24 protein-coding genes are annotated in these 24,184 nt (G+C 53.9%); 16 read left to right on the top strand and 8 right to left on the bottom strand.

Features of this window, described 5'->3' with window-relative positions; genetic code table 11:
• Positions 1-114 precede the first annotated feature (114 nt).
• Entirely contained in the window at positions 115-2,076 is a 1,962-nt protein-coding gene (locus L1F29_RS29675; RefSeq protein WP_258385612.1) for an FAD-dependent oxidoreductase, read from the top strand.
• Positions 2,076-2,375, top strand: coding sequence for a hypothetical protein (locus L1F29_RS29670; protein WP_258385611.1), 300 nt, complete (start codon positions 2,076-2,078; stop codon positions 2,373-2,375). The genes L1F29_RS29675 and L1F29_RS29670 overlap by 1 nt, the downstream gene beginning before the upstream one ends.
• Positions 2,376-3,031: 656 nt before the next feature.
• Here L1F29_RS29670 and L1F29_RS29665 read toward each other — a convergent pair.
• Genes L1F29_RS29665 through L1F29_RS29655 form a run of 3 tightly spaced genes read right to left on the bottom strand, consistent with a single transcriptional unit; the run spans position 3,032 to position 5,536 of the window.
• Positions 3,032-4,597 carry an MFS transporter gene (locus L1F29_RS29665; protein WP_258385610.1) on the bottom strand — a complete coding sequence of 522 codons (1,566 nt, stop codon included), beginning with the start codon at positions 4,595-4,597 and terminating at the stop codon, positions 3,032-3,034.
• The gene (locus L1F29_RS29660; RefSeq protein WP_258385609.1) at positions 4,594-5,034 is read right to left on the bottom strand and encodes an SRPBCC family protein; all 441 of its coding nucleotides are present in this window, start codon (positions 5,032-5,034) and stop codon (positions 4,594-4,596) included. The genes L1F29_RS29665 and L1F29_RS29660 overlap by 4 nt, the downstream gene beginning before the upstream one ends.
• Positions 5,027-5,536: a MerR family transcriptional regulator gene (locus L1F29_RS29655; RefSeq protein WP_258389851.1), complete on the bottom strand. Its 510-nt coding sequence runs from the start codon at positions 5,534-5,536 to the stop codon at positions 5,027-5,029. The genes L1F29_RS29660 and L1F29_RS29655 overlap by 8 nt, the downstream gene beginning before the upstream one ends.
• A gap of 368 nt (positions 5,537-5,904) precedes the next feature.
• Here L1F29_RS29655 and L1F29_RS29650 point away from each other — a divergent pair, with 368 nt between their 5' ends.
• Complete coding sequence (locus tag L1F29_RS29650; RefSeq protein WP_258385608.1) at positions 5,905-6,678, top strand: SDR family NAD(P)-dependent oxidoreductase; 774 nt, start codon at positions 5,905-5,907, stop codon at positions 6,676-6,678.
• Between the two features lie 198 nt (positions 6,679-6,876).
• On the opposite strand, the gene L1F29_RS29645 is transcribed toward L1F29_RS29650, so the two are convergent.
• Positions 6,877-7,242: a winged helix-turn-helix transcriptional regulator gene (locus L1F29_RS29645; protein ID WP_258385607.1), complete on the bottom strand. Its 366-nt coding sequence runs from the start codon at positions 7,240-7,242 to the stop codon at positions 6,877-6,879.
• 132 nt (positions 7,243-7,374) lie between these two features.
• Here L1F29_RS29645 and L1F29_RS29640 point away from each other — a divergent pair, with 132 nt between their 5' ends.
• The 5 genes from L1F29_RS29640 to L1F29_RS34565 all read left to right on the top strand — a co-directional run bounded on the left by L1F29_RS29640 (position 7,375) and on the right by L1F29_RS34565 (position 11,014).
• Positions 7,375-8,094 carry an NAD(P)-dependent oxidoreductase gene (locus L1F29_RS29640; protein ID WP_258385606.1) on the top strand — a complete coding sequence of 240 codons (720 nt, stop codon included), beginning with the start codon at positions 7,375-7,377 and terminating at the stop codon, positions 8,092-8,094.
• A gap of 25 nt (positions 8,095-8,119) precedes the next feature.
• The gene (locus tag L1F29_RS29635) at positions 8,120-8,575 is read left to right on the top strand and encodes a DUF2269 family protein (protein ID WP_258385605.1); all 456 of its coding nucleotides are present in this window, start codon (positions 8,120-8,122) and stop codon (positions 8,573-8,575) included.
• 385 nt (positions 8,576-8,960) lie between these two features.
• Positions 8,961-10,433, top strand: a complete 1,473-nt coding sequence (gene glpK, locus L1F29_RS29630) for a glycerol kinase GlpK (protein WP_258385604.1) — start codon at positions 8,961-8,963, stop codon at positions 10,431-10,433.
• Between the two features lie 65 nt (positions 10,434-10,498).
• Complete coding sequence (locus tag L1F29_RS29625; RefSeq protein ID WP_258385603.1) at positions 10,499-10,783, top strand: YqkE family protein; 285 nt, start codon at positions 10,499-10,501, stop codon at positions 10,781-10,783.
• Between the two features lie 105 nt (positions 10,784-10,888).
• The gene (locus L1F29_RS34565) at positions 10,889-11,014 is read left to right on the top strand and encodes a DUF2203 family protein (protein ID WP_373876449.1); all 126 of its coding nucleotides are present in this window, start codon (positions 10,889-10,891) and stop codon (positions 11,012-11,014) included.
• 64 nt (positions 11,015-11,078) lie between these two features.
• Here the strand turns inward: L1F29_RS34565 and L1F29_RS29620 are convergent, their stop codons facing one another.
• Positions 11,079-12,881, bottom strand: coding sequence for an MBL fold metallo-hydrolase (locus L1F29_RS29620; protein ID WP_258385602.1), 1,803 nt, complete (start codon positions 12,879-12,881; stop codon positions 11,079-11,081).
• A gap of 179 nt (positions 12,882-13,060) precedes the next feature.
• Entirely contained in the window at positions 13,061-13,930 is an 870-nt protein-coding gene (locus L1F29_RS29615; protein WP_258385601.1) for an SDR family oxidoreductase, read from the bottom strand.
• A gap of 267 nt (positions 13,931-14,197) precedes the next feature.
• Between L1F29_RS29615 and L1F29_RS29610 the strand changes: the two genes are divergently transcribed.
• Positions 14,198-14,464, top strand: coding sequence for a hypothetical protein (locus tag L1F29_RS29610; protein WP_258385600.1), 267 nt, complete (start codon positions 14,198-14,200; stop codon positions 14,462-14,464).
• Positions 14,465-14,635: 171 nt separating this feature from the next.
• Here the strand turns inward: L1F29_RS29610 and L1F29_RS29605 are convergent, their stop codons facing one another.
• Complete coding sequence (locus tag L1F29_RS29605) at positions 14,636-15,550, bottom strand: glycoside hydrolase family 25 protein (RefSeq protein ID WP_258385599.1); 915 nt, start codon at positions 15,548-15,550, stop codon at positions 14,636-14,638.
• A 256-nt stretch (positions 15,551-15,806) separates the two neighbouring features.
• Here L1F29_RS29605 and L1F29_RS29600 point away from each other — a divergent pair, with 256 nt between their 5' ends.
• The 4 genes from L1F29_RS29600 (at position 15,807) to L1F29_RS29585 (ending at position 20,034) form a co-directional block, all read left to right on the top strand.
• On the top strand, positions 15,807-16,421 hold the full coding sequence (locus L1F29_RS29600; RefSeq protein ID WP_258385598.1) for a phosphatase PAP2 family protein: 615 nt from the start codon (positions 15,807-15,809) through the stop codon (positions 16,419-16,421).
• Between the two features lie 410 nt (positions 16,422-16,831).
• On the top strand, positions 16,832-18,196 hold the full coding sequence (locus L1F29_RS29595; protein WP_258385597.1) for an N-acyl-D-glucosamine 2-epimerase: 1,365 nt from the start codon (positions 16,832-16,834) through the stop codon (positions 18,194-18,196).
• Positions 18,197-18,513: 317 nt separating this feature from the next.
• Complete coding sequence (locus L1F29_RS29590) at positions 18,514-19,119, top strand: RNA polymerase sigma factor (protein ID WP_258385596.1); 606 nt, start codon at positions 18,514-18,516, stop codon at positions 19,117-19,119.
• A 69-nt stretch (positions 19,120-19,188) separates the two neighbouring features.
• Positions 19,189-20,034: a phosphotransferase family protein gene (locus L1F29_RS29585; RefSeq protein ID WP_258385595.1), complete on the top strand. Its 846-nt coding sequence runs from the start codon at positions 19,189-19,191 to the stop codon at positions 20,032-20,034.
• On the opposite strand, the gene L1F29_RS29580 is transcribed toward L1F29_RS29585, so the two are convergent.
• Entirely contained in the window at positions 20,021-20,353 is a 333-nt protein-coding gene (locus L1F29_RS29580; RefSeq protein ID WP_258385594.1) for a winged helix-turn-helix transcriptional regulator, read from the bottom strand. The genes L1F29_RS29585 and L1F29_RS29580 overlap by 14 nt on opposite strands.
• 372 nt (positions 20,354-20,725) lie before the next feature.
• Here L1F29_RS29580 and L1F29_RS29575 point away from each other — a divergent pair, with 372 nt between their 5' ends.
• The 3 genes from L1F29_RS29575 to L1F29_RS29565 all read left to right on the top strand — a co-directional run bounded on the left by L1F29_RS29575 (position 20,726) and on the right by L1F29_RS29565 (position 24,134).
• Entirely contained in the window at positions 20,726-21,664 is a 939-nt protein-coding gene (locus tag L1F29_RS29575; RefSeq protein WP_258385593.1) for an aldo/keto reductase family protein, read from the top strand.
• A gap of 284 nt (positions 21,665-21,948) precedes the next feature.
• Positions 21,949-22,635 (top strand): response regulator transcription factor, encoded by a 687-nt coding sequence (locus tag L1F29_RS29570; protein ID WP_258385592.1) that lies wholly within the window; start codon positions 21,949-21,951, stop codon positions 22,633-22,635.
• Entirely contained in the window at positions 22,632-24,134 is a 1,503-nt protein-coding gene (locus L1F29_RS29565; RefSeq protein ID WP_258385591.1) for a sensor histidine kinase, read from the top strand. The genes L1F29_RS29570 and L1F29_RS29565 overlap by 4 nt, the downstream gene beginning before the upstream one ends.
• Positions 24,135-24,184 lie beyond the last annotated feature (50 nt).

Below are 24,184 nucleotides of genomic sequence, written 5' to 3'. Positions count from 1 at the left end.
GAGGCGTTAAGCATTTATTAAGATTTACATAAGGATTCACTAAGAGAGAAGGGAGATTGTTGTTAAGTTGTCCTCTCTATACTAAAGCCCATGAAGGATTGGGAGGAGAACATTATGCTAACAAGAGGCAGAATCCTGATGATTGCCATGGCATTGGCGTTAGTCGCATTTGCAGGAGTATTCATGGGCTTGAAATGGTTGGACGAAATGAGACTGTCAAACAAAGTAAGCAAGACGGACGGCATGGAGAAGCGGGAACGAATTTCGGCGGCATCGGTTAGCGGACTTCAAGACCGGTATGACGTTATCGTGGTCGGGACCGACCCCGAGGGCGTTGCAGCCGCCGTGTCCGCTTCGCGAAACGGGGCCAAGACGCTGCTGATCGAGCCGAGGACGGGGCGCGAAGTATTAGGCGGCCTGATGACCGTAGGCTGGCTGAACAGCATCGATATGAACTGGGACAAGACGGTGAGGAGCCCCGGCAAAGGGGAGGGACCTTATTTTAACAAAGGCATCTTTACCGAGTGGTACGAACAAATCGAGGGTCATTCGTTCGATGTGACGACAGCGGCCAACGCTTTCTACGAGCTGGTACGGGCTGAGCCCAATATCGATCTGTACATGACCGGGGCAGCAATCGAGCCGGTTACGGCAGTCGTTAATGAGATGATTGTCGTCAGAGGCATGAAAGTTACGCTGCAGGACGGCACGGAACAGACCATACTCGCGGATTCGGTGATCGATGCGACGCAGGATGCCGATTTTGCCGCCGCGGCGGGCGTACCGTTCACCATCGGCCGCGAAGATTTGGGCGATCCGGATTCCCGCATGGCCGTGACAGCGGTGTTCCGTCTGCGCAATGTGGATGACCGTTCATGGAAGATGATCGCGAAGCGGCTTGATTCCAACGGTGACAGCGCCGTCAGCGGTATCAATAATTGGACCGCTTGGGGCTATGACAAAGAAATGAAAGGGTACGAGCCGATCAATAAGGAGAGGACCGCGATGAGGGGCCTCAACATCGGCCGTCAACGGGACGGAACCGTACTCATCAATGCGCTTCACATTTTCGGCATCGACGGGTTAGACGAAGCCTCCCGGCAGGAAGGGCTGGAAATCGCCCGGCGCGAAATTCCGCATGTCATCGAATATTTGAAACAATACGAAGAGTTCGCCAACATCGAGCTGGATGCCGTCGCCCCCGAACTGTACGTACGCGAAACGCGTCACATGATCGGGCTGTACCGCCTTGGTGTCGTCGATCTGCTCGAAAACCGCGATCAATGGGATCGGATCGCGTTCGGCTCCTATTCGTCGGACATCCAGCGCACTTCGCCCGATAATTATGGCACTGTTGCGGTGCATCCGCTGAAATATGCCGTTCCCTTCCGCAGCATCGTTCCTAAAGGCGTCGACGGATTGCTGGTCGTCGGGCGTTCGGCCAGCTTCGATACGCTGGCTCATGGCAGCGCGCGCGTCATTCCGGTCGGAATGGCAACCGGGCAGGCGGCCGGAGCTGCCGCGGTATTGGCACCTGAAGAGGGCGCGTCTTTTCAGGAAATGGCGCAGTCGAAGGAAATAATCGGGAAGCTGCAGGAGCGGTTGAACAATCAGGGCATGGAGCTCGAGCCCTATGAGCTGCCTCAACAGCCGTATATGAAGCATAAAGCTTATCCGGGTCTGCGGGTCGCCGTCGAGATGGGAGTTGCCAGCGGCGGCTACCGGAATGAAGCTTTTTCGCTGGACGAGCCTTCCAACACGCAGCGGATGGTGAACATGATGAATGCGGCGGGGAAGGAGCATCCCGACCGGCTGCCGGGTAAACCGGCCGATGCCTTAAGCGGGATCTCCGCACCCGAAAAGACACCTCTTGGCTTGCAGCAGGCTGCACTCACGATTGCATATGCGCTTGGAGTGGAGACGGATCGGGACAACGCCTTAAGCGAGCTGGAGAAACGGGGGATATTGACCTCTGCTTCATTGCAGCTGATTGACGATCGTGATCGGCTGACCGACGGTGAGACCTACCTCCTGCTTAGAGATGTGATGAACAGTATTGGAGGAGAAACGACTTGATGCTTGGCGTGTACTTTGTCCTGTTTTGTTTTCTGATCTACATCGGCTGGGTATCCGTACATGGCTTGAGGGATATGAAGCGGCACAGAGAAATCGCCCGATTGATTCCGTTTCGGACGCTTCCGGGAAAAGCGCTTCGCGAGAAGATACTCGTGGACTTGAACTATAAATATAAGATGGAAGAGGCCTTGATGGAGCAAGCCGACTTGCCGAAGCTCGAACGCTATAAGCAAGCGATCGAATTCCTGGAGCGGAGCGATCCGCGATCCGTGTTCTTGATTAATGACATTTACGCATGAGGATACAGAACGCTCCGGTTTCTCCGTCGGGACGGGATTAGGAGGGAGGCAGTCTGCAATTCAAGCGCTGAATGGAAATTCCGAGGACTTATCGCATATATAGAGTGTATAAGAGCCCTCATCTTGATAACAAGGTGAGGGCTCTTGACGTATGTCACCGTATCGGTTTTTCAACACGGCGACCGCGTTTACCAGGTCATTGTTCAATATCCGGAAGATTGGGAAGAGGGGTTCATACCCCGGGTCATGAAAATGTTCGAAGACATCGTGTGGCACGAGGCACCCTAACGCCGCAGCCCATACTAACGGATTGCGCGGCGGCGTCCGAAATTGTGCAGTAACGTAAAACTCCAAACTATTAGACATTAGCAAAGTCATATTTTTATTCAAAGTTCGTATTTTCGGGCAATAGTTGGTAACCCGATGATACGAACTTTTTCGTTTTGTAACACATAAGTGCAAACTTAACCGAGAAGTCTACATTTTTATTTTATTCTATCATTGGCGGATATGGGGTAGGGAAAATGAGCAATAAGTACCCCGGTGGCGGACAAGCTGTCCGCGCGAGATGAAGAGAAAAGGGAGAATCAAGATAGGCCCTCCGGAATTCTCCGAAGGGCTTCGCTTTTAAGAAAGGTACGGTTGAGAGATCTCGACTAATCATGAATCGGCACTTTCGTCCCACCGGATGCTTTCTGCCCTATTGGCCGTACATGCCGGAGCTTGATCATGGCGAGAATGGCGATACAGATCATGATCCCGCCGCTGACCACCGCGACGGCATGCATGCCGCCGGTAAAAGCTTCACGGGCGCCTCGCAGGAGCGACGAGCGCATTGGTTCGGGCAAGCTCTGCGCTGCCAAAATAGCGCCTGGCAGGCCTTCGCGGGAATCCCTTGCCGCAGATGCCGTCATATCGCTCGAAATGAACCCGGCGACTTGACTACGGTAAATGTATGTGCCGATGCTGCCCAAACCAGCAATGCCTAACGCAAATGCGAATTCGCCGCTCGTTTGCAGCAAGGACGCCGCCGATCCCGCTTTCTCTGACGGGGCCGATCCTATGATAAGGTCGCTCGACAGGCTTGGGAGCGGGGCAGCCCCGATACTAAACAAAATATAGCCCACGACCAGGTTGGCGAGTCCGGATCCGGTCCCCACTTGGGACAGCAGGACGCAGCCTGCGGCCGCGACAGCGAGGCCTGCTCCGATGAGAAGCGCAGGTCGGATCCGCCGGGCAATGAGCGGTGACAGCAGCATGCCTGCCATCGACGCGGCCACTCCCGGGAGCATCCACAACGCCGCTGGGAGCGGCGACATTCCTTGCACGAATTGAAGATGCTGTGCGATGAAGAGCATGGAAGCGCCTGTCAAGGTAACCCCGAACATGCTTCCCAATGCCGTGCTGAAGGCGGGTCTGGCGAACAGGCGCAGGTCTATCAAGGGATTGGCCAGCCTTCGCTGACGCCATACGAACACCGCCCCGACGGCAACTCCCGCCGTTACAGCAAAGAGCGGAATTATTTGCAGGCCTTGCTTGGCGATTTCCTTGAGGCCGTATATGAATGGAAGTATGGCGCCGAGCGACAGTACGACACTTATCATATCCAAAGGGCCCGGAGCAGGGTCGCGGTATTCGGGCAGCAGAAATGGCGCGGTCAATATCAGCAGCGCCATGACCGGAACGCCAAGCAGGAACACCGAGCCCCACGGGAAGTGCTCCAGCATCGCCCCGCCGACCACCGGTCCAAGCGCCATGCCCCCCATCGAGCACATGAACCATATCCCAAAGGCGAGGGAGCGCTGTTTGTGATCGCGGAACATGTTGCTGATCAAAGCCATGGCGGAGGGTAATACAGTCGCTCCTGCGATGCCAAGAAGCGCTCGGGCGGCAATCAGCATTCTGGCACTGCTGGAAAAAGCGGCCAATAACGAAGCCATGCCGAATGCCGCCCCGCCGATCACCAGCAGTTTACGTCGGCCGAGCCGATCTCCAAGCGTGCCCATCGTGATCAGGAATCCGGAGAGCATGAAGCCGTAGATGTCCATGAACCAGAGCTGCTGAGCGCTATCGGCGCCGAGGCCGACGCCAATGTGAGGCAGGGCGAGAATCATCACGGACACGTCAATCGAGACGAGTAGGGCCGGAAGCGCCAGCACGGCAAGCCCAATCCACTCCTTCAAACCAGCTTGGATGTTGGATTCCTTCGCAGCAACCTTCATTGGCCGTCCAGAACGTCGCCGAGCTTATCCAAGAATATCTTCGTTCCGTGTTCGCGCTGTTCGGGCGTGTCGTGACCGTCCAGAAAAACGCCCTGCTCTGTGTAGATCAGCCGCGTACCGCCGTCCTCAGGTTTGAATTCTACCGTCGTCACGGAGACGGATAACCTCGTTTCTTCCATATCCAGCGTGTACGAGTATACTATGCGTCTGTCCGGGACGATCTCCTGATAGCAGGCGTCGAAAGTGAAAATCGGGCCTCCCGGCGGACCTCCGCGGTTGTACTCTCGTCCTCCTACGCGGAAATCGAACTCGTCGGCTTTCGGGAACCAGGCGGCTTTGGCGGCCTGTCCCGCCCAAGCGGCGAATAACCGGGCAGGCGAATGCTTATAGTTCCGTTCGATGACGAATGTGGAATGTTTGGCAGATGGTTCATTCATGGTCGAATCCTCCTTGGCCGGGTTCTCCCGGATGTTCGTCTAAGTATGTGCCAAGTCGGTCGAGGTGGAGATTCCAGCTCGACTTCCTCTCGTCAAAATACTTCTCATGATTCATCCGCATCGTTCGCATGATGTTGGTGAAATTTTCTACGGTCAACGGTTCGTTCCTTTGCATCCGGCTTGATACATTCTCGAGCTCATGCAAAAGCTTCTGTTGCATGCGGATATTTTCTTTCAGCCGGGCTATTTGAAGGGATACAATGTCTGAAAGGCTGAGTTGATCACCGGCCATAACGGCTTTGATTTGCTCCAGAGAAAGGCCTAACTCCTTTAAGGACAGAATTTGCTGCAGACGCGAAATGTCCTTTTCGGTATAGAGCCTGTATCCGGAATTAGAATGACCGGATGGAGAAAACAAACCGATTTGATCGTAAAATCGCAAAGTGCGAATGGTTAATCCCGCCAATTTCGCAAGTTCTCCGACTTTCCACTCTCGTTGCATGATCATCCCCTTTCTGGGGTGCTAGCTTTTTACCGGTATATTCACTATATACCGTTACGTAACGTAAGGGTCAAGTTCATTGTCAAAAAAAGCATGTGCCATTACCCGAAAAAACCGAACGTCAGTATTCGTAATTGAGTAGAAGAAAAGGGATCTTCGCGGCGGGGTCGTCGCCATACATTTATTGGTTATCCAAAGGGGATCTTATGGTAAAAGGAAATGTGGTTATTTAGTTGATTGTGCCACGGTGGGTCTCATCGTGATGGCCTATGCTTTGATCGGAGCGGGTAGCGCTAGCGCCCTGTTGTCCGCCGTAAGTAAATTAAGTATTATTTATAGGTAGAATGTTAAACCAGGAGGTTGCAGCCATGGACTTAAAGCTATCTGGAAAAAAAGCACTTATTGTAGGAGGAAGCCGTGGCATTGGTAAAGCGATTGCCCGCCAAATGGCTCTGGAAGGCGTAGACTGTACGATTTGTTCAAGAAACGAATCCTCGCTAAAAATCGCTGCAGAGGAATTGGCTCAGGAAACAAAAAGAAATATCTATCCGATTGTGGCAGATACCACGAATCCTGACTCTATCCTAAATTTAGTTGAACATTCAGCTAAGGCGATGGGGAGTATTGATGTTTTAATCAACTGCGGGGCCCGTGTCGGCGGTCAAGTGCCAGAGGATTTTAACAGCATTAAAGATGAACTTATTCTGAAAGATTTTGAAGAAAAGTATTTGGGCTATTTTCGCAGTATCCGTGCCGTAGCACCTTATATGATAAAAAATAATTGGGGACGTATCATTAATATAAGCGGTTTGGCTGCCAGAATAGGCGGCAATTATTATAGTTCCGGACCGCGTAATGCATCTGTTGTCCATCTAACAAAATCCGCATCATTGGAATTAGGGAAGCACGGAATTACCGTCAATGCGGTTTATCCAGGGATCGTAAGTACGGAAGCATTCAAGGAACGGGTAACTGATGAGGATGCTTTACGCCAGATGGCGGCAATGAATACGCTCGGTCGCTTGATTACAGCGGAGGAAATTGCTAATATCGTTACCTTCCTGGCTTCACCTTTGTCGGCAGCGATTAACGGCGATGTCATTTCGGTAACCGGCGGCATTGGAAATACCGTTCATTACTAAGAAGTTCGGACGATGCTGTTAACTGTAACGCAGATTATCAATAATACAAAAAAACGAGCCTCGCTAAAAATCTGAGGTTCGTTTTTTGTTTCCTGATTCTCCAGTTAGCTCAGGAATCTCTATGAACACGAACGAATGTTTGGTGAAGTGGAATCAAAGGTACGTTCGGGAGAGCTAGTTGGATAATAAAATTTGCATTTATTGATTCGCCGCTGCCTGGACTTGCTGCTTTGCAACCGGCCGTTTATGATTTTCTCCCCAGTCGCACATCGTTTGCAGAACGGGAATCAAGGTTTCGCCATACTCGCTTAGAGCATATTCCACTTTAGGCGGAACCGAAGGATATATGGTACGGGTAATGAGCCGGTCTTTCTCCAGCTCCCTTAAATGCTGCGCAAGCATCTTCTGGGTAATTCCGGGGATTCGCTTCTCCAACTCGCTGAATCGTTTGGCGGAATCTAACAAAAGCCAAAGAATGGTGGGCTTCCACTTGCCGCCTAATACGTGTATGACCGTTTCAATCGGGCATTTTCTTTCTTCGGTAAGCTCCTTATTGGCATTCATGGGAGTCCTCCTCCGTCTTGCTTACTTTCAAGTAAGTAACCTACTTTAAAGTCGGTTCTTACCATGATTTTAGAGCCGTGATATTCTGAAGTCAATCCAAAACTTTGCCAATAGAAAGAAGGAGAGATAACCATGAAAATCATTGTATTCGGCGCTACGGGAAATACGGGAAGACGTGTGCTGGCGTCAGGCGTAAAAATGGGGCACGAGATGACCGCCTTTGTGCGCAATCCGGAAAAACTGATTGAGCAGCAAGGCGAACAGATCGCGGGGCAAGTGAAGATCGTGGCGCAAAACATCCTGGATCCGCAGAGCGTTTATCAAGCGCTTAGCCTTCAGGATGTTGCGATTATCGCAGCAGGCAGCGTCGCTAACGGCGAAGAGTTCATCCGGATTGTGGACAACATCGTGACACCGTGCGAAGATCACCCTCAGTTCTCCGGACGGGTATGGGTAATGGGAGGTGCGGGGCTGCTTGAGATTCCCTATACCCAAATAATAGGAAACGACCTGCCCGGCATCCCGCCCATGTTCAAATATCATAACGATAATTGGAACCGGCTGCGCCGCACGAAGCTTGATTGGTCCTTCATGTGTCCGGGAACGATGGTGGACGGCGCGGAACATGAGAGGCCGGGCCTTTTGCACGTTTCAGCCGACATTTTGCCGATACCGTTCCCGGAATCCACGAAGGATCTGTCCGAGGCCGAGCTATCCGGTCTCCTGTTCAGCCGGCTTCATGAAATCGATGTGGCTTATGAAGATGTAGCGGATGTCATGCTGAGCCACCTTGAGCTATCGGGGCCGTTTAAGGGCAAAAGAGTAGGCGTTGCTTACCGGAACGAGATGTAATTTCGAATAGAACAGAGGTTATGAGATGAATAGTTTATACGGAATGTTCGTCGTACTGCACGTATTAGCCGCCGTTGTAGGGATGGGTCCCACCTTCGTATTTCCCCTCATCAGGAAATCCGCAACAACCGGCAGCCAGCTCCGCTTTGCCGTCGGATTGATTCAAAAACTCGAACAATTGCCTAATATTGGAGGAGCAGTGCTCGTTGTTACGGGGATTTTGTTAATGATCCTGAATAAAACGGGTTTTTCCCTGATGTGGCTGAACGTCTCCATCGTTTTGTTGATCGTCATGATCGTCCTTCTGATCGGATTTATCGGACCGCGGATGAAAAAAGCCACCCAATTGGTGTTGTCGAGCCAAGGCGAACAAATTCCAGCCGAGTATATGCAATCTATGAAAGCAATTACACAGCTCGAGAAGGCTATCCAGGCGATCATCGTTGCCGTAATCGTTCTGATGGTCTTAAAGCCGTTCTAACTGTGCCAAAAGAGGCTATCGCCGAAGTACCGCAGGCGACAGCCTTTTTTTTTCATGTGGTTAGGCGTTGGCAGCCCTAGAACCGTTAGCGCATCGCCGTTCGTTTCTTGGAATTTTGAAGTGAGCCAAATTCGAAACGCTTTTTTGCCGTCTTCCGCGCTTTTAATCGGGCAATCGGCATTCACTTCAGCATAGCATAAAGAACTACCCGGCCGTTAAATATCGCAGACTTGCGTTGCTCAGTAGAAGGTTTGTAACGCACGATGATGGAATTATAACAAGATCCGTGACGTGTCCGATCCATCCGTTCCGATGGAGGGGCACTTAACTGCAGGTGATATAATCTGAGCTCGGAAGCATCAATTAAGACGGGAGAGATACTTGGATGGAACAATTTATTATGGCCTTGGACGCCGGTACGACGTCGTGCCGGGCGATTCTGTTTGATCGGAGCGGGAAGATGGCGGCAGTGGCGCAGCGGGAGTTCACGCAGCATTTTCCGAAGGCGGGCTGGGTGGAGCATGATGCGGATGAAATCTGGCAGACGCAGCAGCTCGTCATGCGAGAAGCCGCAGCGGGGATCGAACCGGGCCAACTCGCTGCAATCGGCATCACGAACCAGCGGGAGACCGTCGTCATCTGGGATCGAACGACGGGAGAGCCGCTTCACCGCGCAATCGTCTGGCAGTGCCGCCGTACGAGCGAGCTGTGCGAACGGCTGAAGGCTGAAGGCTGGGAAGCGGACGTGCGGGCGAAGACCGGGCTGCTGCTCGATCCGTATTTCTCGGGTACGAAGCTGAAGTGGCTGCTCGATGAAGTTCCCGGCTTGCGCGAGAAGGCCGAGCGTGGAGAGGCGCTGTTCGGAACGGTCGACAGCTGGCTGATCTGGAAGCTGACGGAGGGTGCCGTGCACGCCACAGATGTTACGAATGCGTCCCGCACGATGCTGTACAATATTCATACACTGGAATGGGACAGCGATATTCTCGCGAAGCTTGGAATTCCCCGTGCGATGCTGCCAGAGGTTAAGCCGTCGAGCGGCGTGTATGGTCATACCCGGCTGCTTGGCGGGAACCAAGGGATCCCGATTGCGGGAGCGGCCGGCGATCAGCAAGCGGCCTTGTTCGGGCAAGGCTGCTACGATAGCGGGATGGCCAAGAATACGTACGGCACAGGCTGCTTCCTGCTGAAGAATACTGGAGACCGTCCGGTATCTTCCGATAAAGGACTGCTGACAACGATTGCATGGCAGCTGGGCGACCAGGTCACCTACGCCTTGGAGGGCAGCGTGTTTACAGCCGGGGCGGTCGTTCAGTGGCTGCGCGACGGGTTGGGGGTGTTGGCGAACGCTGCGGAGAGCGAGGCGCTGGCGGCATCGGTTGAAGATACGCAGGGCGTCTACTTCGTGCCCGCCTTCACCGGACTTGGCACGCCATATTGGCGTCCGGATGCGCGCGGCATGATCACGGGTCTGACCAGAGGCACGACAACCGCGCATATCGTGCGCGCCGCCTTGGAGGCCATTGCTTATCAGACGGCGGACGTGCTCAAGGCGATGTGCGCCGAGTCGGGCATCGGGCTTCGGGAGCTGCGCGTGGACGGCGGTGCTGTCGCGAACCGGCTGCTCATGCAATTCCAGTCCGACTTGCTCGGCGTCTATGTCATTCGGCCGAAGACGCTGGAGACGACCGCGCTGGGGGCGGCTTACTTGGCCGGTCTTGGCGTAGGCTTCTGGAGCGGAACCGAGGAGCTGCGATCCTTGTGGGAGAAGGATGCCGTGTTCGTGCCGGAGCGCGGCGAAGACTGGAGCGAGCGGATCTATAAGGGCTGGCTCGATGCGGTAGGCTATCAGCTGTAAGAAAGCGCGGATGTGCCTCCTGAGCGGCAATCATGCTATAATGAGCAAAAAACTGAGGTGATCGTATGGCGAAAGCGAAGAAAAAAGGTCCGGCTTCCGGCCGGAACGACCGGACGAATGCAGCCGAGAGAGCCGAGGATAAACCGGCAACCTTGAAGGATTTGCTCCGGCCTGAGATGCTGGAGAAGCTGAAGGCGGCTTCGGACGAGATGAAGTCGGCGGAAGCGACGCGCAGGGAAGAAGAACGCAAGCGGGCGGAAGAGGCGCGTCTGGCAGAGCAGAAGCGGCTCGAGAATGATTTCGGACATCTGCTGGAGAACAGCAAGCTCGACTGGCGCAAGCATAAATAAGCGAATTCATGGATGACTTGTCTTCATTGAAATGCAGACCTGCCGTAACGTCTTGACATAGCGCAGCTGCAGAAGGATTAGAAATCTAAGCGTCCTAGCCGATGTATGGCTAGGACGCTTTTTTTAAGGGGAAGATGTGTTGTCTGCTGGAAGGAAGGGGAAGAGCGGATTACTCACGATCATGGCTGGCATGACGGGTTTGCCCGGACGTCTCGGAACAATAAACGCTAGGAAGCCTGAAGGACCGCAGTATCCCGAGCATCAGGCTTCTATTGTTATACAGCTGCTGGACGGGTTAGTTCTCTACGGTCACAAGCGCTTCGGCTTGCTGACCGAATTTTTTCCTTCCTGCTGTAACATCAACCGCGATCCGGGCCCGCTGCGCCGAAATGCCCATAGGTGCGGTGAACAGGAATCGCAAGGTACCGACCGCTTGCGGATCGAGCTCCAGGGCTGCTTCCTTCGTCATCGCTTCCCATCCTGACGGAAGGATCAGCTGTGCGGTGACCGTTTCCCGCCGAGGAAGCGGATTTAACAGATCCACTTCGATTTCAACCGCATCCCCGCTCTTGACATGCAGCTGATACGGTTTGATCCATGCACAGAAGCCCTCCGCGCCCATATCGACGTGTTGAATCGGAAGCAGCGCGTCATGCAGCGTCTTTAACCGTTCTCCGCTTCGGCTCAGCTTCGCCAAGTAGGCTTCGTCCACCCAGAGCGGATCCCAATGACCGGACAGAATCAAATCCGGACGCAGCTTTCGGTACAGATTCGCGCTAAGTTCATAATCATGGGAACGGAATTTGTTCATGTACACGTAATTGTTCAAGTCTCCCTGATTATCCTGCTGATCCCCGACGGCCAGCACACGTTTTCCATCCGTTTCGAATGCAATCGCCACCGCGTAGAGCGCATGCCCCGGCTGTTCAAAAATGCGGATCTCATATTCTTCCCACACGATCGTTTCACCGGAAGGGAGCCGACGGTCGACCGGGATCGGATCGTACCAGATACAAGGCACGTTGTAATGCGAAGGCCGTTCGAACAGGTCTGCAAAATGCTCCGGCACCCAAGTTTCCGCACCTTCAACGTCTCGCAGCAGATTAAAGCCGGCAATATGATCATCATGATAATGGGTCGGAATAACGACATCGATTTTGGAGATGCCATATTTCTTCTTCAACGCTTCAATCGGCTGAAGCGACGGACGCCGCGACGACCGATCCGTACCCGCATTGCTGATTGCATTCAAATTCGGATATCCGTAATCGATGAGAAGCGCTTTGCCGCTCTCGGACAGCAGCACATAGGAATTGGCGAAGCTGCGGGCATTCCACAGCAGATGGGGCGTGACTTCAACAAAGTCCGGTTCTCTGATCCAATTCAGCTGCCCGTGTTGATTCCTTAGCTCTAGGAGCTGCTCAAGGTTGTCTACCAGCGGATCGATGGCATCCGCCGGCTGTTCCATGACTTCGCCGTGCGAAGGAAGGAGTACGTCCAGGTTGCTGCCGCGCAAGCGCTGCAAGGAAAGAATCGAATGAATGACACCTTCGCAGCCGTTGTAAGACCACTGGGTCGCCGACATTGACCACACCTTGCCCGGCGCGGCGATCAAATCGCCGGTGAAGGCCAGCACTCTGTCGTCCAGCGTAACAGCCAATGTAATGGATCCGGTGGTGTGGCCGGGAGTTGGAATCACTTGAAATGTATAGCCGCCGAATGTGCAGCTGGCGTAATCCTTCAGCGTACCTGCGATAGGAACCGGTTCGAGCAGTGAAAACTTGTCCTGTCTGACGTTGTAGTTATTGTAGATTTCGCGGCCTTGAAAATGACGGTCGATGTACTGGAACAAATCTTGTTCAATATGCGGCACCCACACATTGGCTCCGATTTCCGCCGCTTTGGGAAGTCCTTGGCCTTGATCCCGATGATGATGGGTCATGAGAATATCGGTCACTTTATTGACGCCTATGGCTTGTAACTCCTCCAGTACCGCACCGGATCCGAAATCGATCAAGACAGCTTCGCTGCCGTTTCTGATCACGTATACATGGCAAGTGTCCTCGTACTGATATAAATGTTCGGAAAGCTGCAGCATGGCAGATGCCCCCTATAATATAGGAAAGTTTGGTTCATACGGAGTAAATTCCATATGCCGGTGCGGAATTCCTTCCCTTATCGGACATATTAATCCAAGCGAGCCCGATTTGCCGATCGATGGAAGAAACTTGCTTCTTCGCCAAGGACGGCATCAGCGGTTTCATCTTATAAGCTGTGCTAGAAGCCTTGCTCCGCGGCATATTTGCCCCAGTGAGGGCGTCGTCCGTCCGCGTCGGTGAACGGGTATTCCTCCGACAATCCCCATGTCGTGAGCGCACGTCCGCTCTTCGCGAGTATGTCCGGATCGGCAGCCAGTGCCGCTGCGGCCCGGCCGATATAAGCCGGGGTCTCGGATTGAAGAAAATGAATATCCTTCTGCGCCGCATCCCGCCAGTTCGCTTCCGTGACGCCGAAGTGATCGAGCATCGCCTCCGACCGGAGGAAGCCCGGACTGAGCGCAACGGCAGCGACATGATGAGGGCGCAGCTCCTCTGCCATCCCCTGGGCGAGATGAATGGTCGAGATTTTGGCAAGGCTATAGTATAAATTGCCCCGGTAGTTGTAGTTGCTGCCATCGGTGATCTCGATCACGAGTCCATGCTTGCGGGCGACCATTAACGGTAATAAGTAGTGGCTGGCGACCAGATGGGTATGGACGGCGCGCTGCTGCATCAGGATTCCATCCTGCAGCGAGTTCTCCCAGAACGGTTTGCCCCACTCGGTAAGCGAATCGCCGCCCCATACGTCATTGACGAGCAGGTCCAGCTGGCCGCTGTGTTCTTCAATTAGAAGCTTGGCCAGTGCCTGTACGTCCGCTTCCACGCTATAATCCACGCGAACGGGAATGCCCCGTCCGCCGTTTGCGGTTACGAGCTCGGCGGTTTCCTCGATTGTCTCGGTTCTGCCCATATCCGATGGCCGGCCGCGCACGCTCCTGCCTGTGACGTAGACGGTCGCTCCGGCCTCGCCCAGCATGACCGCAATGCCCCGTCCTGCCCCTCGCGTCGCTCCGGCAACGACGGCTATTTTACCTTCCAATGGTTTCACGGCATATCGCTCCTTTATTCTCGTATTGTGTGCTCATTCCCCATCATTATAAACACGCATACATGACATCAACTGACATATAATTCTTATCAAAATCGGGCGAAATGCGTTTTTTTTTCTATATACCCCGGCCGAACATGCCGCAACATTGACAACGCAATACCATAAACGATATTCTATTTCTACATTCCCTTCTTCTTGTATGAGAAGAATCGGCTTGTACCGCATTCGAGAGCGGTACAAAATCTTAAATAGGCGGTTTGAACAATGGCATTTAACCCGAAAATAACGGACATACAAGTTTCGGATTCGAATGAAAAGACGAAGCTGTACCAGTATGTCGTCACGCTGGCGGATAAGTCCAAATATCGTCTTTTCCTCAGCAAAAATCCGGATTGGACGCTGAACAGCGCGAACCGGCTGCTGAACATTCCCTGCCCGATGTGCCGTAAAGACTACTATTGCAAGTGCATGGACAAACATCTTCCTCAGCTGGAAAGCGAGTTTCTGTCCAAGCTCGGGGAACAAGCTTAACGCTCTAGCCGAACGCAAAGAGACCGGTTCATCAAGCGAAGCCGCTTGATGAACCGGTCTTTTGTCTACTATAGAGGAAATTGGCCATGCTCATTCTACTGTGGGAAGGAACTTGTCCCGCCGCCAAAGATGAACGTCCGGAGTTTCCTTCTGCTGCGTGTGAATGGTGGTCTAGTACCGGACAGAAACTTCCCGGAAACCTGCGTTCCAAGACGCGGTACCGCCCAGCAGTGCGGCGGCTGACCGGGCCGAAATATAGACGGTATGGTCGAGCATGAAATATTCATCGACAAACTTACCATCCCACAGCGGCGCTTTCCTCATATTATCCCACGCTACATGGATGCCGATTATATTTCCCAGCTTTCGCATCGGAACGTATACATGTCCATTAATGCTTCGGCCGTAAACGGTTTTATCGTGATTAAGAATAACCTTGATCGAATCCGCCGGCTCTCCGGACTGCAGAACGATGCTGTATTTCGCGTAGAATGATTGCTCCATCACATTAAGATCCACGTTTCCGCAGATGCCGTCGACCTTGCCGCTGTCTGAATATTGAAATGATGACCATGAGCTCCACGTGCTGTTGCCCATCGGTATATTTACGCCATAATTCGCAACCCACAGCGGGTAACCCGCTAATCGCTTGCCCAGATACGTCTTGGCGAAGTAAGCGCCCGTGTAGATCATGACCGGATGTCCGGTCCGCAGCCGCACCTCTTCCAGCCATTCCGCAGCCCAAGCGGTCACGGCTGCCGGTCCGAGCGTCGCTGCTTCTCCCTCGATGTCAAGTACATGGGGAAGGTTCACTTCAAAGCGATTGACCGTCTCTGCGAAGTGAGCCGCTTCTGCAATCGGCGTATTTAACTCCGGGTGCGCGTAATGGTAGAAGCCTGTTATCAAGCCCGCGTCCACAGCCTCAACCGCATTGGTTTCAAAGCGGTGATCGACAATGCTTGTACCCTCTGTAGCTTTGATCCATGCGAAGCGGATCTGATCCGCCTTCACCTTGGTCCAGTCGATGTCGCCCTGCCACCGGCTTACATCGATGCCTTTTATATTGCTTGTACGTTTTGCTTGCAATTTGTCCACCTCCTTCTCTTCCTTTATATGATTGCGATTTGGAACGCGATACGGTCAAATGCCGGAGCCCGTGCTAACACAGGCGGGATTAATCCTGGCTTACAAGCAATAGTCTGGGACAAGACTCGCCGCATGCAGAGGGGGAGCGTTCTTCCGACACTGCGCGCTGTGCCGCGGACTGAATCTTATTTTGTATGGCGGAGTTGATGACGTATAATGTGAAAATGAAACTGGCGATAGCGAGGGGTTAAACGAAATGTGGTTCATCTATATATTGCTGGCCATTGCGGGGTTTCAAGGCCTAGCGATGCTGGTTACCCGGGATAAGCTGATGAGCTTCGACCTGGCGATTATCCGCACCGTTCAAGGCTGGGAGAATCCGGCGCTGACCCGCGTAATGAAAGCTGTGACCAAACTGGGCTCATCGTCCGTCGTCATTCCGCTCGTGCTTCTGACCGCCGTCGTTCTCTTCGTGGTGCTGAAGCATCGCAAGGAGCTCGTGCTGCTGATTGGCGCCATGGTTGGCTCGGCTTTGCTTAATGAGCTGCTGAAGCTCCTGTACCATCGCGCCCGTCCGGATATTCACCGTATCATTGAAGAGACGGGTTACAGCTTTCCGAGCGGACATTCGATGGCGGCCTTCACCTTCTACGGCATTCTGACTTATCTGCTGTGGCGGCATATGCCATCGCGGGGATGGCGGGTCGGGCTTGTCATCATCGCCGCCTGTTTCATCCTGACAATCGGATTAAGCCGCGTCTATCTGGGCGTTCATTATCCATCCGATCTTCTCGGCGGCTATTGGGCCAGCGCTTGCTGGATCGCGGTATGCGTGAAGCTGTTCCGTCGTTACGGCGGCGTAAAGTATTAGGCGTTCGTGTAGACGCAGGGCAAAATGTGCTGCGCATAAAGTCAAAGACCCTTTCTCTCATCATGGGATGAAGGGTCTTTATTCTATAAGTACCGGTGTAGGCGGTTTTCTTATATTTTGCGCGAAGAGAAGGTCTCAGGGAGAAAGCAACTCCGCCGCCTAGGATGGCGAGAACCTTCTCTTTCTGAACAAAAAAGAAATTTTTCCTCCATTTTTTGAGCCGTTTTTGAACAAATGTATAGAACACTGCCATGAAAAGTGCTATTTTCATGTTAATGGGATGTCCTTCGCGCTCGGTGATCGTTCACCAGATCTAGTGAAGGAGATTCCCAGCGCTGACAAATAAATAGGAGCAAGCGTCATAGGAGGCGAGTGCAATAAAGAGCATGCAGCAGAGGACAAGGGAAGGGATGCTGAAGGGGCCGAGCATCCAGATCGATCCCCTGTTTCCGTATTACCGGAACCGGTCTGCCGACAGCATCGCGGAAGAGATCGAGCTGGCCGGCTACCGGAGCGTCCATTACTTTGTGGTAAACGAGAATGTCGTCGATAAAGCGCTGATCGATGCTTTTCACGGCAGAGGGATTGGCGTTTGGGCGATGGTTATCGGCAACGGAACCTTCTCGACCGCGGATTATCCCGATGAGTGGCCGTCCTGGCAGATGGGTCTGCTGAAAGAAACGAATGACGGCTTTCAGCGCTTCTCCCATTTCAGTCCCGGTTATGCAAGGTGGAAGAAAGCCGCGATGGTCAAACTGGCGAGCGGCTACCCCTTCGACGGGATCGAGATTGCCGAGCCTTACTTCCCGGAATGGGGCGGTATTGAACGAGGCGTCTATGGGGATGTCGGCCCGCTTGCCCAGAGCGCATTTCTGAAACAGTATGGATTGGAGATGCCGGAATTTACGGATTCCGAATCCCCCCGATACTATTTGACAGACACGGAGACTTATATGAAATGGGCGGAATTCCGCGTCGATGCGGTCAACGGCTTCATCGACGAAATGATCAACGCAAAAGACGGCGTCAGAGCAGCCCGTCCGGACATTCTCGTCGCCACCTGGTCGCTGGCGATCGATGCCGGTCCCGATTCGATGGAAGCTCTGCGCGTGGAGCAGGGGATGGATGCTCCCTCCATGATCGCCCGGGTCCGCCCCGATATGCACATGCTTCAGACGCATTGGCCCGATTGGATCAAGGGCGACTTGCCTCCCGACTATACCAGGAAGTACATCCCGTTCATGGACGCGATCCGCACTGCTTTCCCGGAGCTTCCGCTCGGCGTTCAGGCGGACATCGGATCGGGAGAAACGATGATCAAAGGCGGGCAGTGGCTGGAACAGTTCGAAGCTGCGGCTTACGATATCGGCTTTACATCCTGGACGGCCTATGAATATCACATTGGCGGCTATATGTACGAGTCGGCGCCAGTCCCGCTGCGGGCGCGGCGGAATGGCCCGGACGAACTTATCCTATCCTTCAACAAACGTATCGATGAACATTCCGCGTCAGACGGAGCTCACTATGCCATAATAGCGGACGAACAGCGGGAATCCGGCGGCTGGACGTCGGTTGCCGTGGATGGAAACCGGGTTGCGCTGCGGGCGGAGAAGCTGCCTGCGGAGCCGTTCGAGCTGGAGATCGGCACAGGCATCACGGACACGCCCGACAAGTGGTTGTTTAAAAACCGGCCGGCCAACGCCGTTCCCGCCGGCACCCGGATTCGCATTGCCGGGGCAGGAGCGGAGGATGCGGACACTCGAGCTCGCCTATAACGTTGGGCAGTGAATGATTCTTATGGCCTTCGGTGGAGCTGCCGCCGCGCCTTACGAATTAAGACAAGAGCTTCGTCGATGCGATTCGCGGGGAGCATGAGGTGCTCGTCTCCGGTGAATACGCACTGAAGGGCAGCAAGCTGCGGATAGGTGAAGCAGGCTGCTGCTTTGCCTATGAACGGTAAGCAGGCGATGAAAGAGGGCGGTCTCACAAGCAGAGTCGGCTGCTTGGAGGAAGCCCTCTTCGTCGTTTTAATCATTTATTCATAATGCTCTGTTACACTTGTGCTTGAATGGCATGATCGGAGGAGGAGAGCATGAGGGTGCGGGAAGAATTCGAGGAAGTCGTGAAGCCGCATTTCAGCCGGCTGTGGACGTACTGTCTGTATTTGAGTGCAACACAATGGGAAGCGGAGGACTTGTTCCAGGATTCCCTTCTGCGCGCATTTCAGCATTATCGCAAAATCGGCGCATTCCGCCATCCGCGTTCGCTGCTGTACAAGATTGCCCGCAACTTGTCCATTGATGCTTACCGGAAAAACCGCGGTACCCTTGTCCCGTTGGAGGAAGGGGTTCAAGCGTCTTATTATGATCCCAACTATGCTTCCGTTCGAGGATTTATGGAGTGGTTGACCGAACAACTGTCCGAGCGCGAGGTGGACATGCTGCTGCTTGCGGAGTGGTACGGGTATTCGTATCAAGAAATCGCGCAGCATCAGGGCTGTACGGTCCCGGCGGTCAAGATGGTGCTGCACCGTTCGAAGCAGACGCTCCGCAATGGAGCGGACAAGCAGCCTTACGGGAAGGGGACGGATTACCCGCGTGGAAAAGCATCGACCGTCGAGCGGTGGACACGGGCGTGCATAAGTATGGGTGAACGGCCCATTGCTCCGCCTTCACAGCTGGTATCGATGCTGATTTAAAGTCATCGTGCTGCAGCTATTATTCGGTGGCTATATGTCTGCACAGCAATCAGGAAAGGGGGATACAGGTTGGATAACGAGGTAGAAAAAGGCAAGCTGATCGGCAAAGGAATGACGGCTGAAGTATACGAATGGGGCGTGAACCGGGTCATAAAGCTCTTCTATCCGTCCATTCCTCTGAATTGGATTCAATATGAAGACAGGCTCTGCAAGGTTGTCTCTTCAGCGGGCATCCCTGCTCCGGCCGTGTTCGGAATCGTAGAGACAGAGGGAAGGTGCGGCATCGTATATGAGCGTGTCGCAGGCCGCACGATGCTTAAGTTCATTAATTCCAAGCCATGGAAGACCGCGGCATATGGCAAAATGATGGCGCAGCTGCATGGAAGGATGCACCGGTCGGACGGAACGGGGCAGCGGCTGCCGGAGCAGAAAACGAAGCTCGCCGAGGCGATTCGGCAGTCCGATGCCGTATTAGGCGGCAGAGCGGATGCGATTTGCGCGTATATGGAGAAGCTGCCCGGCGGCAGCTCGATCTGTCATGGCGATTTTCATCCGGATAATATATTGCTTCGGGGTGCCGGGGAATCGGCCGCGGTCATTGACTGGACGGACGCCTATGTAGGCAACCCGCTGGGAGATGTGGCCCGAACAAGCATCCTGCTCAGCAGCCCGTTCATCCCTCCGGGTTTGCCCAAGCTTCTGATCCCTGCACTTCATATCGTGAAGAAGGTGCTGAACCGAAGCTACCTGCATACATATTTCATGCAAGCGGACACATCGCAGGAGAAGCTGGACGATTGGCTGCTGCCGGTGGCTGCGGCCAGACTCCGTGAAAATTTGCCCGGCGAGCGCCAGTGGCTGCTTCAATTGATTGATGCGAGATGGGCGCGGGCAGAGCAATCTAAGTCCATTTAGCTGACCATAGCTTCATCTCTTTGAGGATTTGATGCAAATCCTCGCCTTTAGGCGTCAACGTATATTCTACCGTGACGGGAACCGTCGGGAAGACATGACGCTCCAGGACGCCCTGCTCCTCCAAATGCCTCAGTGTACTGGTCAGCGCCCGTGGGCTCACCGCCGGAATGAGCCGCTGAAGCTCGCCGAATCTTCTCTTCCCGCAGAACAGCTCCCGAAGCACGAGAAAAGCCCATTTGCCTCCGATAACATGCAGGGTCCGTTCGATATTGCAATCGATAACGGTAGGCTCTTTGGGTACATAGTTACTAGCCGACATTAGACAGGCCCCCTTCTATGAACATAAGTATACAGAATATAGCACATATACTTCTTATAATATAGAGATAAAAATTTCACTACTTTAAAATTCATATAGCTCTGATTACAATAGGTCTTGTACTGGGAAGCCTGGAAGCCGTTACCGCCGATGAGCGTGTGCCTTCAGAGCAAGCTTTGCTCGGTTTAACTTTTTCAATGAAGCAAATTAGCTCCACAAAACCAAGCGTATGCTTACGAAGCCAGTTTTGCTCGATTTCGCTTCGATTGAAGCGAATAACTCTCACAAAACAAGGCGTATGCTTACGAAGCCAGTTTTGTTGCGTAGTAAAATCTGGAAGCTAAGCTCCACAAAACTTTTAGGAGGACGACCATGATCTATCGTAAACTTGGCGGCAGCGGATTAAAGGTTAGTGAGATCAGCCTCGGCAGTTGGTTGACATATGGCGGATATGTGGAACGCGAGAATGCGGTCAAGTCGATTCATACCGCTTACGATCTTGGCATTAATTTCTTCGATACGGCAAATGTTTATGAACGGGGAGCCGCCGAGAAGCTGCTTGGCGAAACCATCAAAGCGTTCCCGCGCGACTCTTATGTGCTGGCGACGAAAGTGTTCGGTCAGATGGGCGATGGGCCGAACGATCGCGGCTTGTCGCGCAAGCATATTATAGAGCAGTGCAATGCCAGCCTGCAGCGGCTCGGCCTGGACTACATCGATATTTATTATTGTCACCGCCATGATCCGGAGACGCCTCTCCATGAGACGCTTCGCGCGATCGATGACCTCGTCCGTCAAGGCAAGGTGCTGTATGTGGGCGTAAGCGAATGGACCGCAGCCCAAATGTCGGAAGCGCTCGGCATTGCGGACCGCTACCTGCTGGACCGCATCGTTGTGAACCAGCCGGTCTACAACATGTTCGACCGGTACATCGAGAAGGAAGTCATTCCGTTCGGCGAGCGCAACGGCATCGGTCAAGTGGTCTTCTCGCCGCTCGCGCAAGGTCTGCTGACAGGCAAGTACAAATCGGCTGCCAATCTGCCGCCGGACAGCCGCGCGGCAAAGCTGGAGTGGGTCGGCAAGGGCATTACCGAGGAGAAGCTGGCGAAGGTAAACGCCATGTCCGACCTTGCCGCAGAGCTGGATATTACGGTAGGCCAACTGGCCCTTGCCTGGATTCTTCGCCAGCCGAACGTGGCGAGCGCGCTGGTCGGCGCAAGCCGTCCGGAGCAGGTGGCGGAGAACGCCAAAGCATCGGGCATCGTGCTCTCGGAGGAAGTAAGAAGTCAGATCGAGCTCATCCTGGAATAGGTTGGTCAAATGCATTCAGGCAGCATTCGTGCTGCCTTGGATGCGTTTTTTTTTGTATCCAATCGGCCTTCAGCCGGCCTTCAGTTTTCTTTCAGCCGAATTTCAGGTTTGGAAGCGATAATATAGTATGCTATATAAGTTGAACCAAGGATTGGAACACATCCCGCTGCGCAGGCAGAATGTTATTACGAGCGCTGCTCCGGAATCATTCTTCCTGCTTCACTCTTCTGTACCCTTCTTTCGTTCAATTTATATAGCAAGTATAGGGTTGGAGGAGGTACGGGATGCGGCCATCGAACGGAATCAAAATTTTACTCGTGGACGACGAGCCGAATATATTGCAATTTATTGAATTAGGGCTATTAAATGAAGGTTTCGAGGTACTAACCGCTCAGGACGGTGCAAGCGCGCTGGAAATGGTTAAAGAATACCGGCCGCATGTTGCGGTACTCGATATCATGATGCCTGGCATGGACGGCTTCGAGCTGTGCGCGCGGCTCAAGGAGAGCGAGCGCAGCATCGGAATTATTATGCTGACGGCTAAAGAACAGGTAGGCGACCGGGTGAAGGGTCTTTCCCTGGGAGCTGACGATTATATGATCAAGCCGTTCAGCTTCGCGGAGCTGCTGGCCCGCATCCAGGCGCGGCTGCGCAACCATCATCCGCATCTGTTCGGCGAAGTCGTTGCGGAGCCGTTCCGGATCGATGACCGGCGCAAGGAAATTCGTTACGGCGAGCGCACGCTTGAGCTCTCTCCCACGGAATATGAGCTGCTTAAATTTCTGGTGAGCCATCACGGGATTGTGCTCAGCAAACCGACAATTCTGGATCAAGTGTGGGGGTATGATTTTGGCGGGGAGGATAACATCGTCGAGGTATATGTCCGCTCGCTGCGCGAGAAGCTAGAGGATCGCGAGCACCGGCTCATCCGGACGATTCGGGGTGCGGGTTACCGGGTGGATTTGCCATGAAGCCGGCGAGGCTCAAGGGATGGTTCTCCCGCATGGTACGCCCCGGTTCGCTGCGAATGCAGCTGCTGTCACGCACCTTGCTGGTGATGGCCGGACTTCTTGCGCTCATAGGCGTGTTCCAATACGTGCTCATGGACCAGTCTCTTATTCGGAATAAAGCCGAGAGTCTGCGGGGGCAAATAATGGCGTTCCCTGCCGATATGTGGATCCGGTCGATGAAAGATGCGGACAAGCATGCGGAGGATAGCTTCAAGTCCGGTGGCGGCCGCATGCCGGTCATACCCGACGCGACGATGGCGTTCATCGACCCGGGCGGCCGGTTTAAGGTGCTGTCTCAAGGGAATGCGGCGGAATCTTCAGCGCCGGAGCTATCGGCGGAAAGCTATAAGCGGGTGCTTGCCGATAAAAGGTGGACGTATGAAAGAGTGACGGGCGAAGACGGAACCGAGCATCTTGTCGTGCTTCAGCCTATAGGCGGACGCGGGGCGGCGGTCGGTATTGCGCAGGTAAGCGTGAGCACGGGTCCGATCCGCGATGTGCTGGTTCGCCAGCTGGTCATATTCCTGGGCTTGTCGTTATTGGCCATGCTGCTTGGCTTGGCCGCCTTCGTCCCCGTGTTGAAGAGAACGCTGGTTCCGCTATCCCGCATGATTCAGACCGTAGAACATGTGAATGCCGGGAGCCTGGCTATTCGTTTGTCCGACCGGCAGGGACAGATTGAGATCGACCGGCTCTCCGCCTCCTTCAACGGCATGCTGGAACGGCTGGAGATGTCCTTCGAGGCGGAGAAGGAAGCCAATGATCGGCTGCAGCGATTCGTGGCCGATGCTTCTCATGAGCTGCGCACTCCGCTCACGTCCATCCACGGGTTCGTCGAGATCCTGCTAAGAGGAGCGGCGCACCAACCCGAACAGCTGCACCGCGCGCTGGGCAGCATGCAAGGAGAGACCAAGCGGATGATCAAGCTGGTTAACGATTTGCTGCTGCTGGCCCGCTTGGACCGTTCTCCCGAGCTGGAGCTGGAAGAGGGTGAATTGGCGGATATGGTGCGGGAGATGGAGCCTCAGCTCCGGCTACTGGCCGGCAGCCGGAAGGTGAGAGTCGATACGGCAGCCGGAATCGCAAGCTGGTTCGATCCGGACAAAATGAAGCAGGTCGTATTGAATTTATTCCAAAACGCGATCGATCATACGGATCCGCTCGGCGGGGTCATCGAGCTGTCTGTCCTTCCTGCTGCGGATACCTCGCCACCGGAGGAGGTCCTGCTTACGATACGGGATAATGGACCGGGTATCGAAGCGGAGCATCTGCCGCTGCTGCACGACCGGTTTTACCGGGTGGACACGTCACGATCCCGTCAATATGGAGGGGTAGGGCTTGGTTTATCCATCACGAAGTCCATCGTCGACATCCACGGGGGCCGAATTGAAGTGGAGAGCCGTGTAGGGGAAGGCTCCATCTTCACGGTTCGTCTGCATGGCCGCCGACGACCGACGTAACGATATTCTGGGTTGGCAATTTTCCATTGACCATGAATATCTGAGAGGGT

The sequence above is a fragment of the Paenibacillus spongiae genome (assembly GCF_024734895.1).
GTDB classification, from domain to species: Bacteria; Bacillota; Bacilli; order Paenibacillales; family Paenibacillaceae; genus Paenibacillus_Z; species Paenibacillus_Z spongiae.
The sequence above is the reverse complement of the archived record's forward strand: the minus strand, read 5'-3'. Positions and strand labels throughout refer to the sequence as shown.

Bases quoted from the DNA above. Each gene is read 5' to 3' on its own strand.
- L1F29_RS29580 (WP_258385594.1), bottom strand. From the start codon at position 20,353: ATGTCGGCTAGTAACTATGTACCCAAAGAGCCTACCGTTATCGATTGC.
- L1F29_RS29590 (WP_258385596.1), top strand. From the start codon at position 18,514: ATGAGGGTGCGGGAAGAATTCGAGGAAGTCGTGAAGCCGCATTTCAGC.
- glpK (WP_258385604.1), top strand. From the start codon at position 8,961: ATGGAACAATTTATTATGGCCTTGGACGCCGGTACGACGTCGTGCCGG.
- L1F29_RS29650 (WP_258385608.1), top strand. From the start codon at position 5,905: ATGGACTTAAAGCTATCTGGAAAAAAAGCACTTATTGTAGGAGGAAGC.
- L1F29_RS29625 (WP_258385603.1), top strand. From the start codon at position 10,499: ATGGCGAAAGCGAAGAAAAAAGGTCCGGCTTCCGGCCGGAACGACCGG.
- L1F29_RS29670 (WP_258385611.1), top strand. From the start codon at position 2,076: ATGCTTGGCGTGTACTTTGTCCTGTTTTGTTTTCTGATCTACATCGGC.
- L1F29_RS29655 (WP_258389851.1), bottom strand. From the start codon at position 5,536: ATGCAACGAGAGTGGAAAGTCGGAGAACTTGCGAAATTGGCGGGATTA.
- L1F29_RS29620 (WP_258385602.1), bottom strand. From the start codon at position 12,881: ATGCTGCAGCTTTCCGAACATTTATATCAGTACGAGGACACTTGCCAT.
- L1F29_RS29565 (WP_258385591.1), top strand. From the start codon at position 22,632: ATGAAGCCGGCGAGGCTCAAGGGATGGTTCTCCCGCATGGTACGCCCC.
- L1F29_RS29640 (WP_258385606.1), top strand. From the start codon at position 7,375: ATGAAAATCATTGTATTCGGCGCTACGGGAAATACGGGAAGACGTGTG.
- L1F29_RS29660 (WP_258385609.1), bottom strand. From the start codon at position 5,034: ATGAATGAACCATCTGCCAAACATTCCACATTCGTCATCGAACGGAAC.
- L1F29_RS29665 (WP_258385610.1), bottom strand. From the start codon at position 4,597: ATGAAGGTTGCTGCGAAGGAATCCAACATCCAAGCTGGTTTGAAGGAG.
- L1F29_RS34565 (WP_373876449.1), top strand. From the start codon at position 10,889: ATGGCTAGGACGCTTTTTTTAAGGGGAAGATGTGTTGTCTGCTGGAAG.
- L1F29_RS29645 (WP_258385607.1), bottom strand. From the start codon at position 7,242: ATGAATGCCAATAAGGAGCTTACCGAAGAAAGAAAATGCCCGATTGAA.
- L1F29_RS29570 (WP_258385592.1), top strand. From the start codon at position 21,949: ATGCGGCCATCGAACGGAATCAAAATTTTACTCGTGGACGACGAGCCG.
- L1F29_RS29635 (WP_258385605.1), top strand. From the start codon at position 8,120: ATGAATAGTTTATACGGAATGTTCGTCGTACTGCACGTATTAGCCGCC.
- L1F29_RS29610 (WP_258385600.1), top strand. From the start codon at position 14,198: ATGGCATTTAACCCGAAAATAACGGACATACAAGTTTCGGATTCGAAT.
- L1F29_RS29600 (WP_258385598.1), top strand. From the start codon at position 15,807: ATGTGGTTCATCTATATATTGCTGGCCATTGCGGGGTTTCAAGGCCTA.
- L1F29_RS29675 (WP_258385612.1), top strand. From the start codon at position 115: ATGCTAACAAGAGGCAGAATCCTGATGATTGCCATGGCATTGGCGTTA.
- L1F29_RS29595 (WP_258385597.1), top strand. From the start codon at position 16,832: ATGCTGAAGGGGCCGAGCATCCAGATCGATCCCCTGTTTCCGTATTAC.
- L1F29_RS29575 (WP_258385593.1), top strand. From the start codon at position 20,726: ATGATCTATCGTAAACTTGGCGGCAGCGGATTAAAGGTTAGTGAGATC.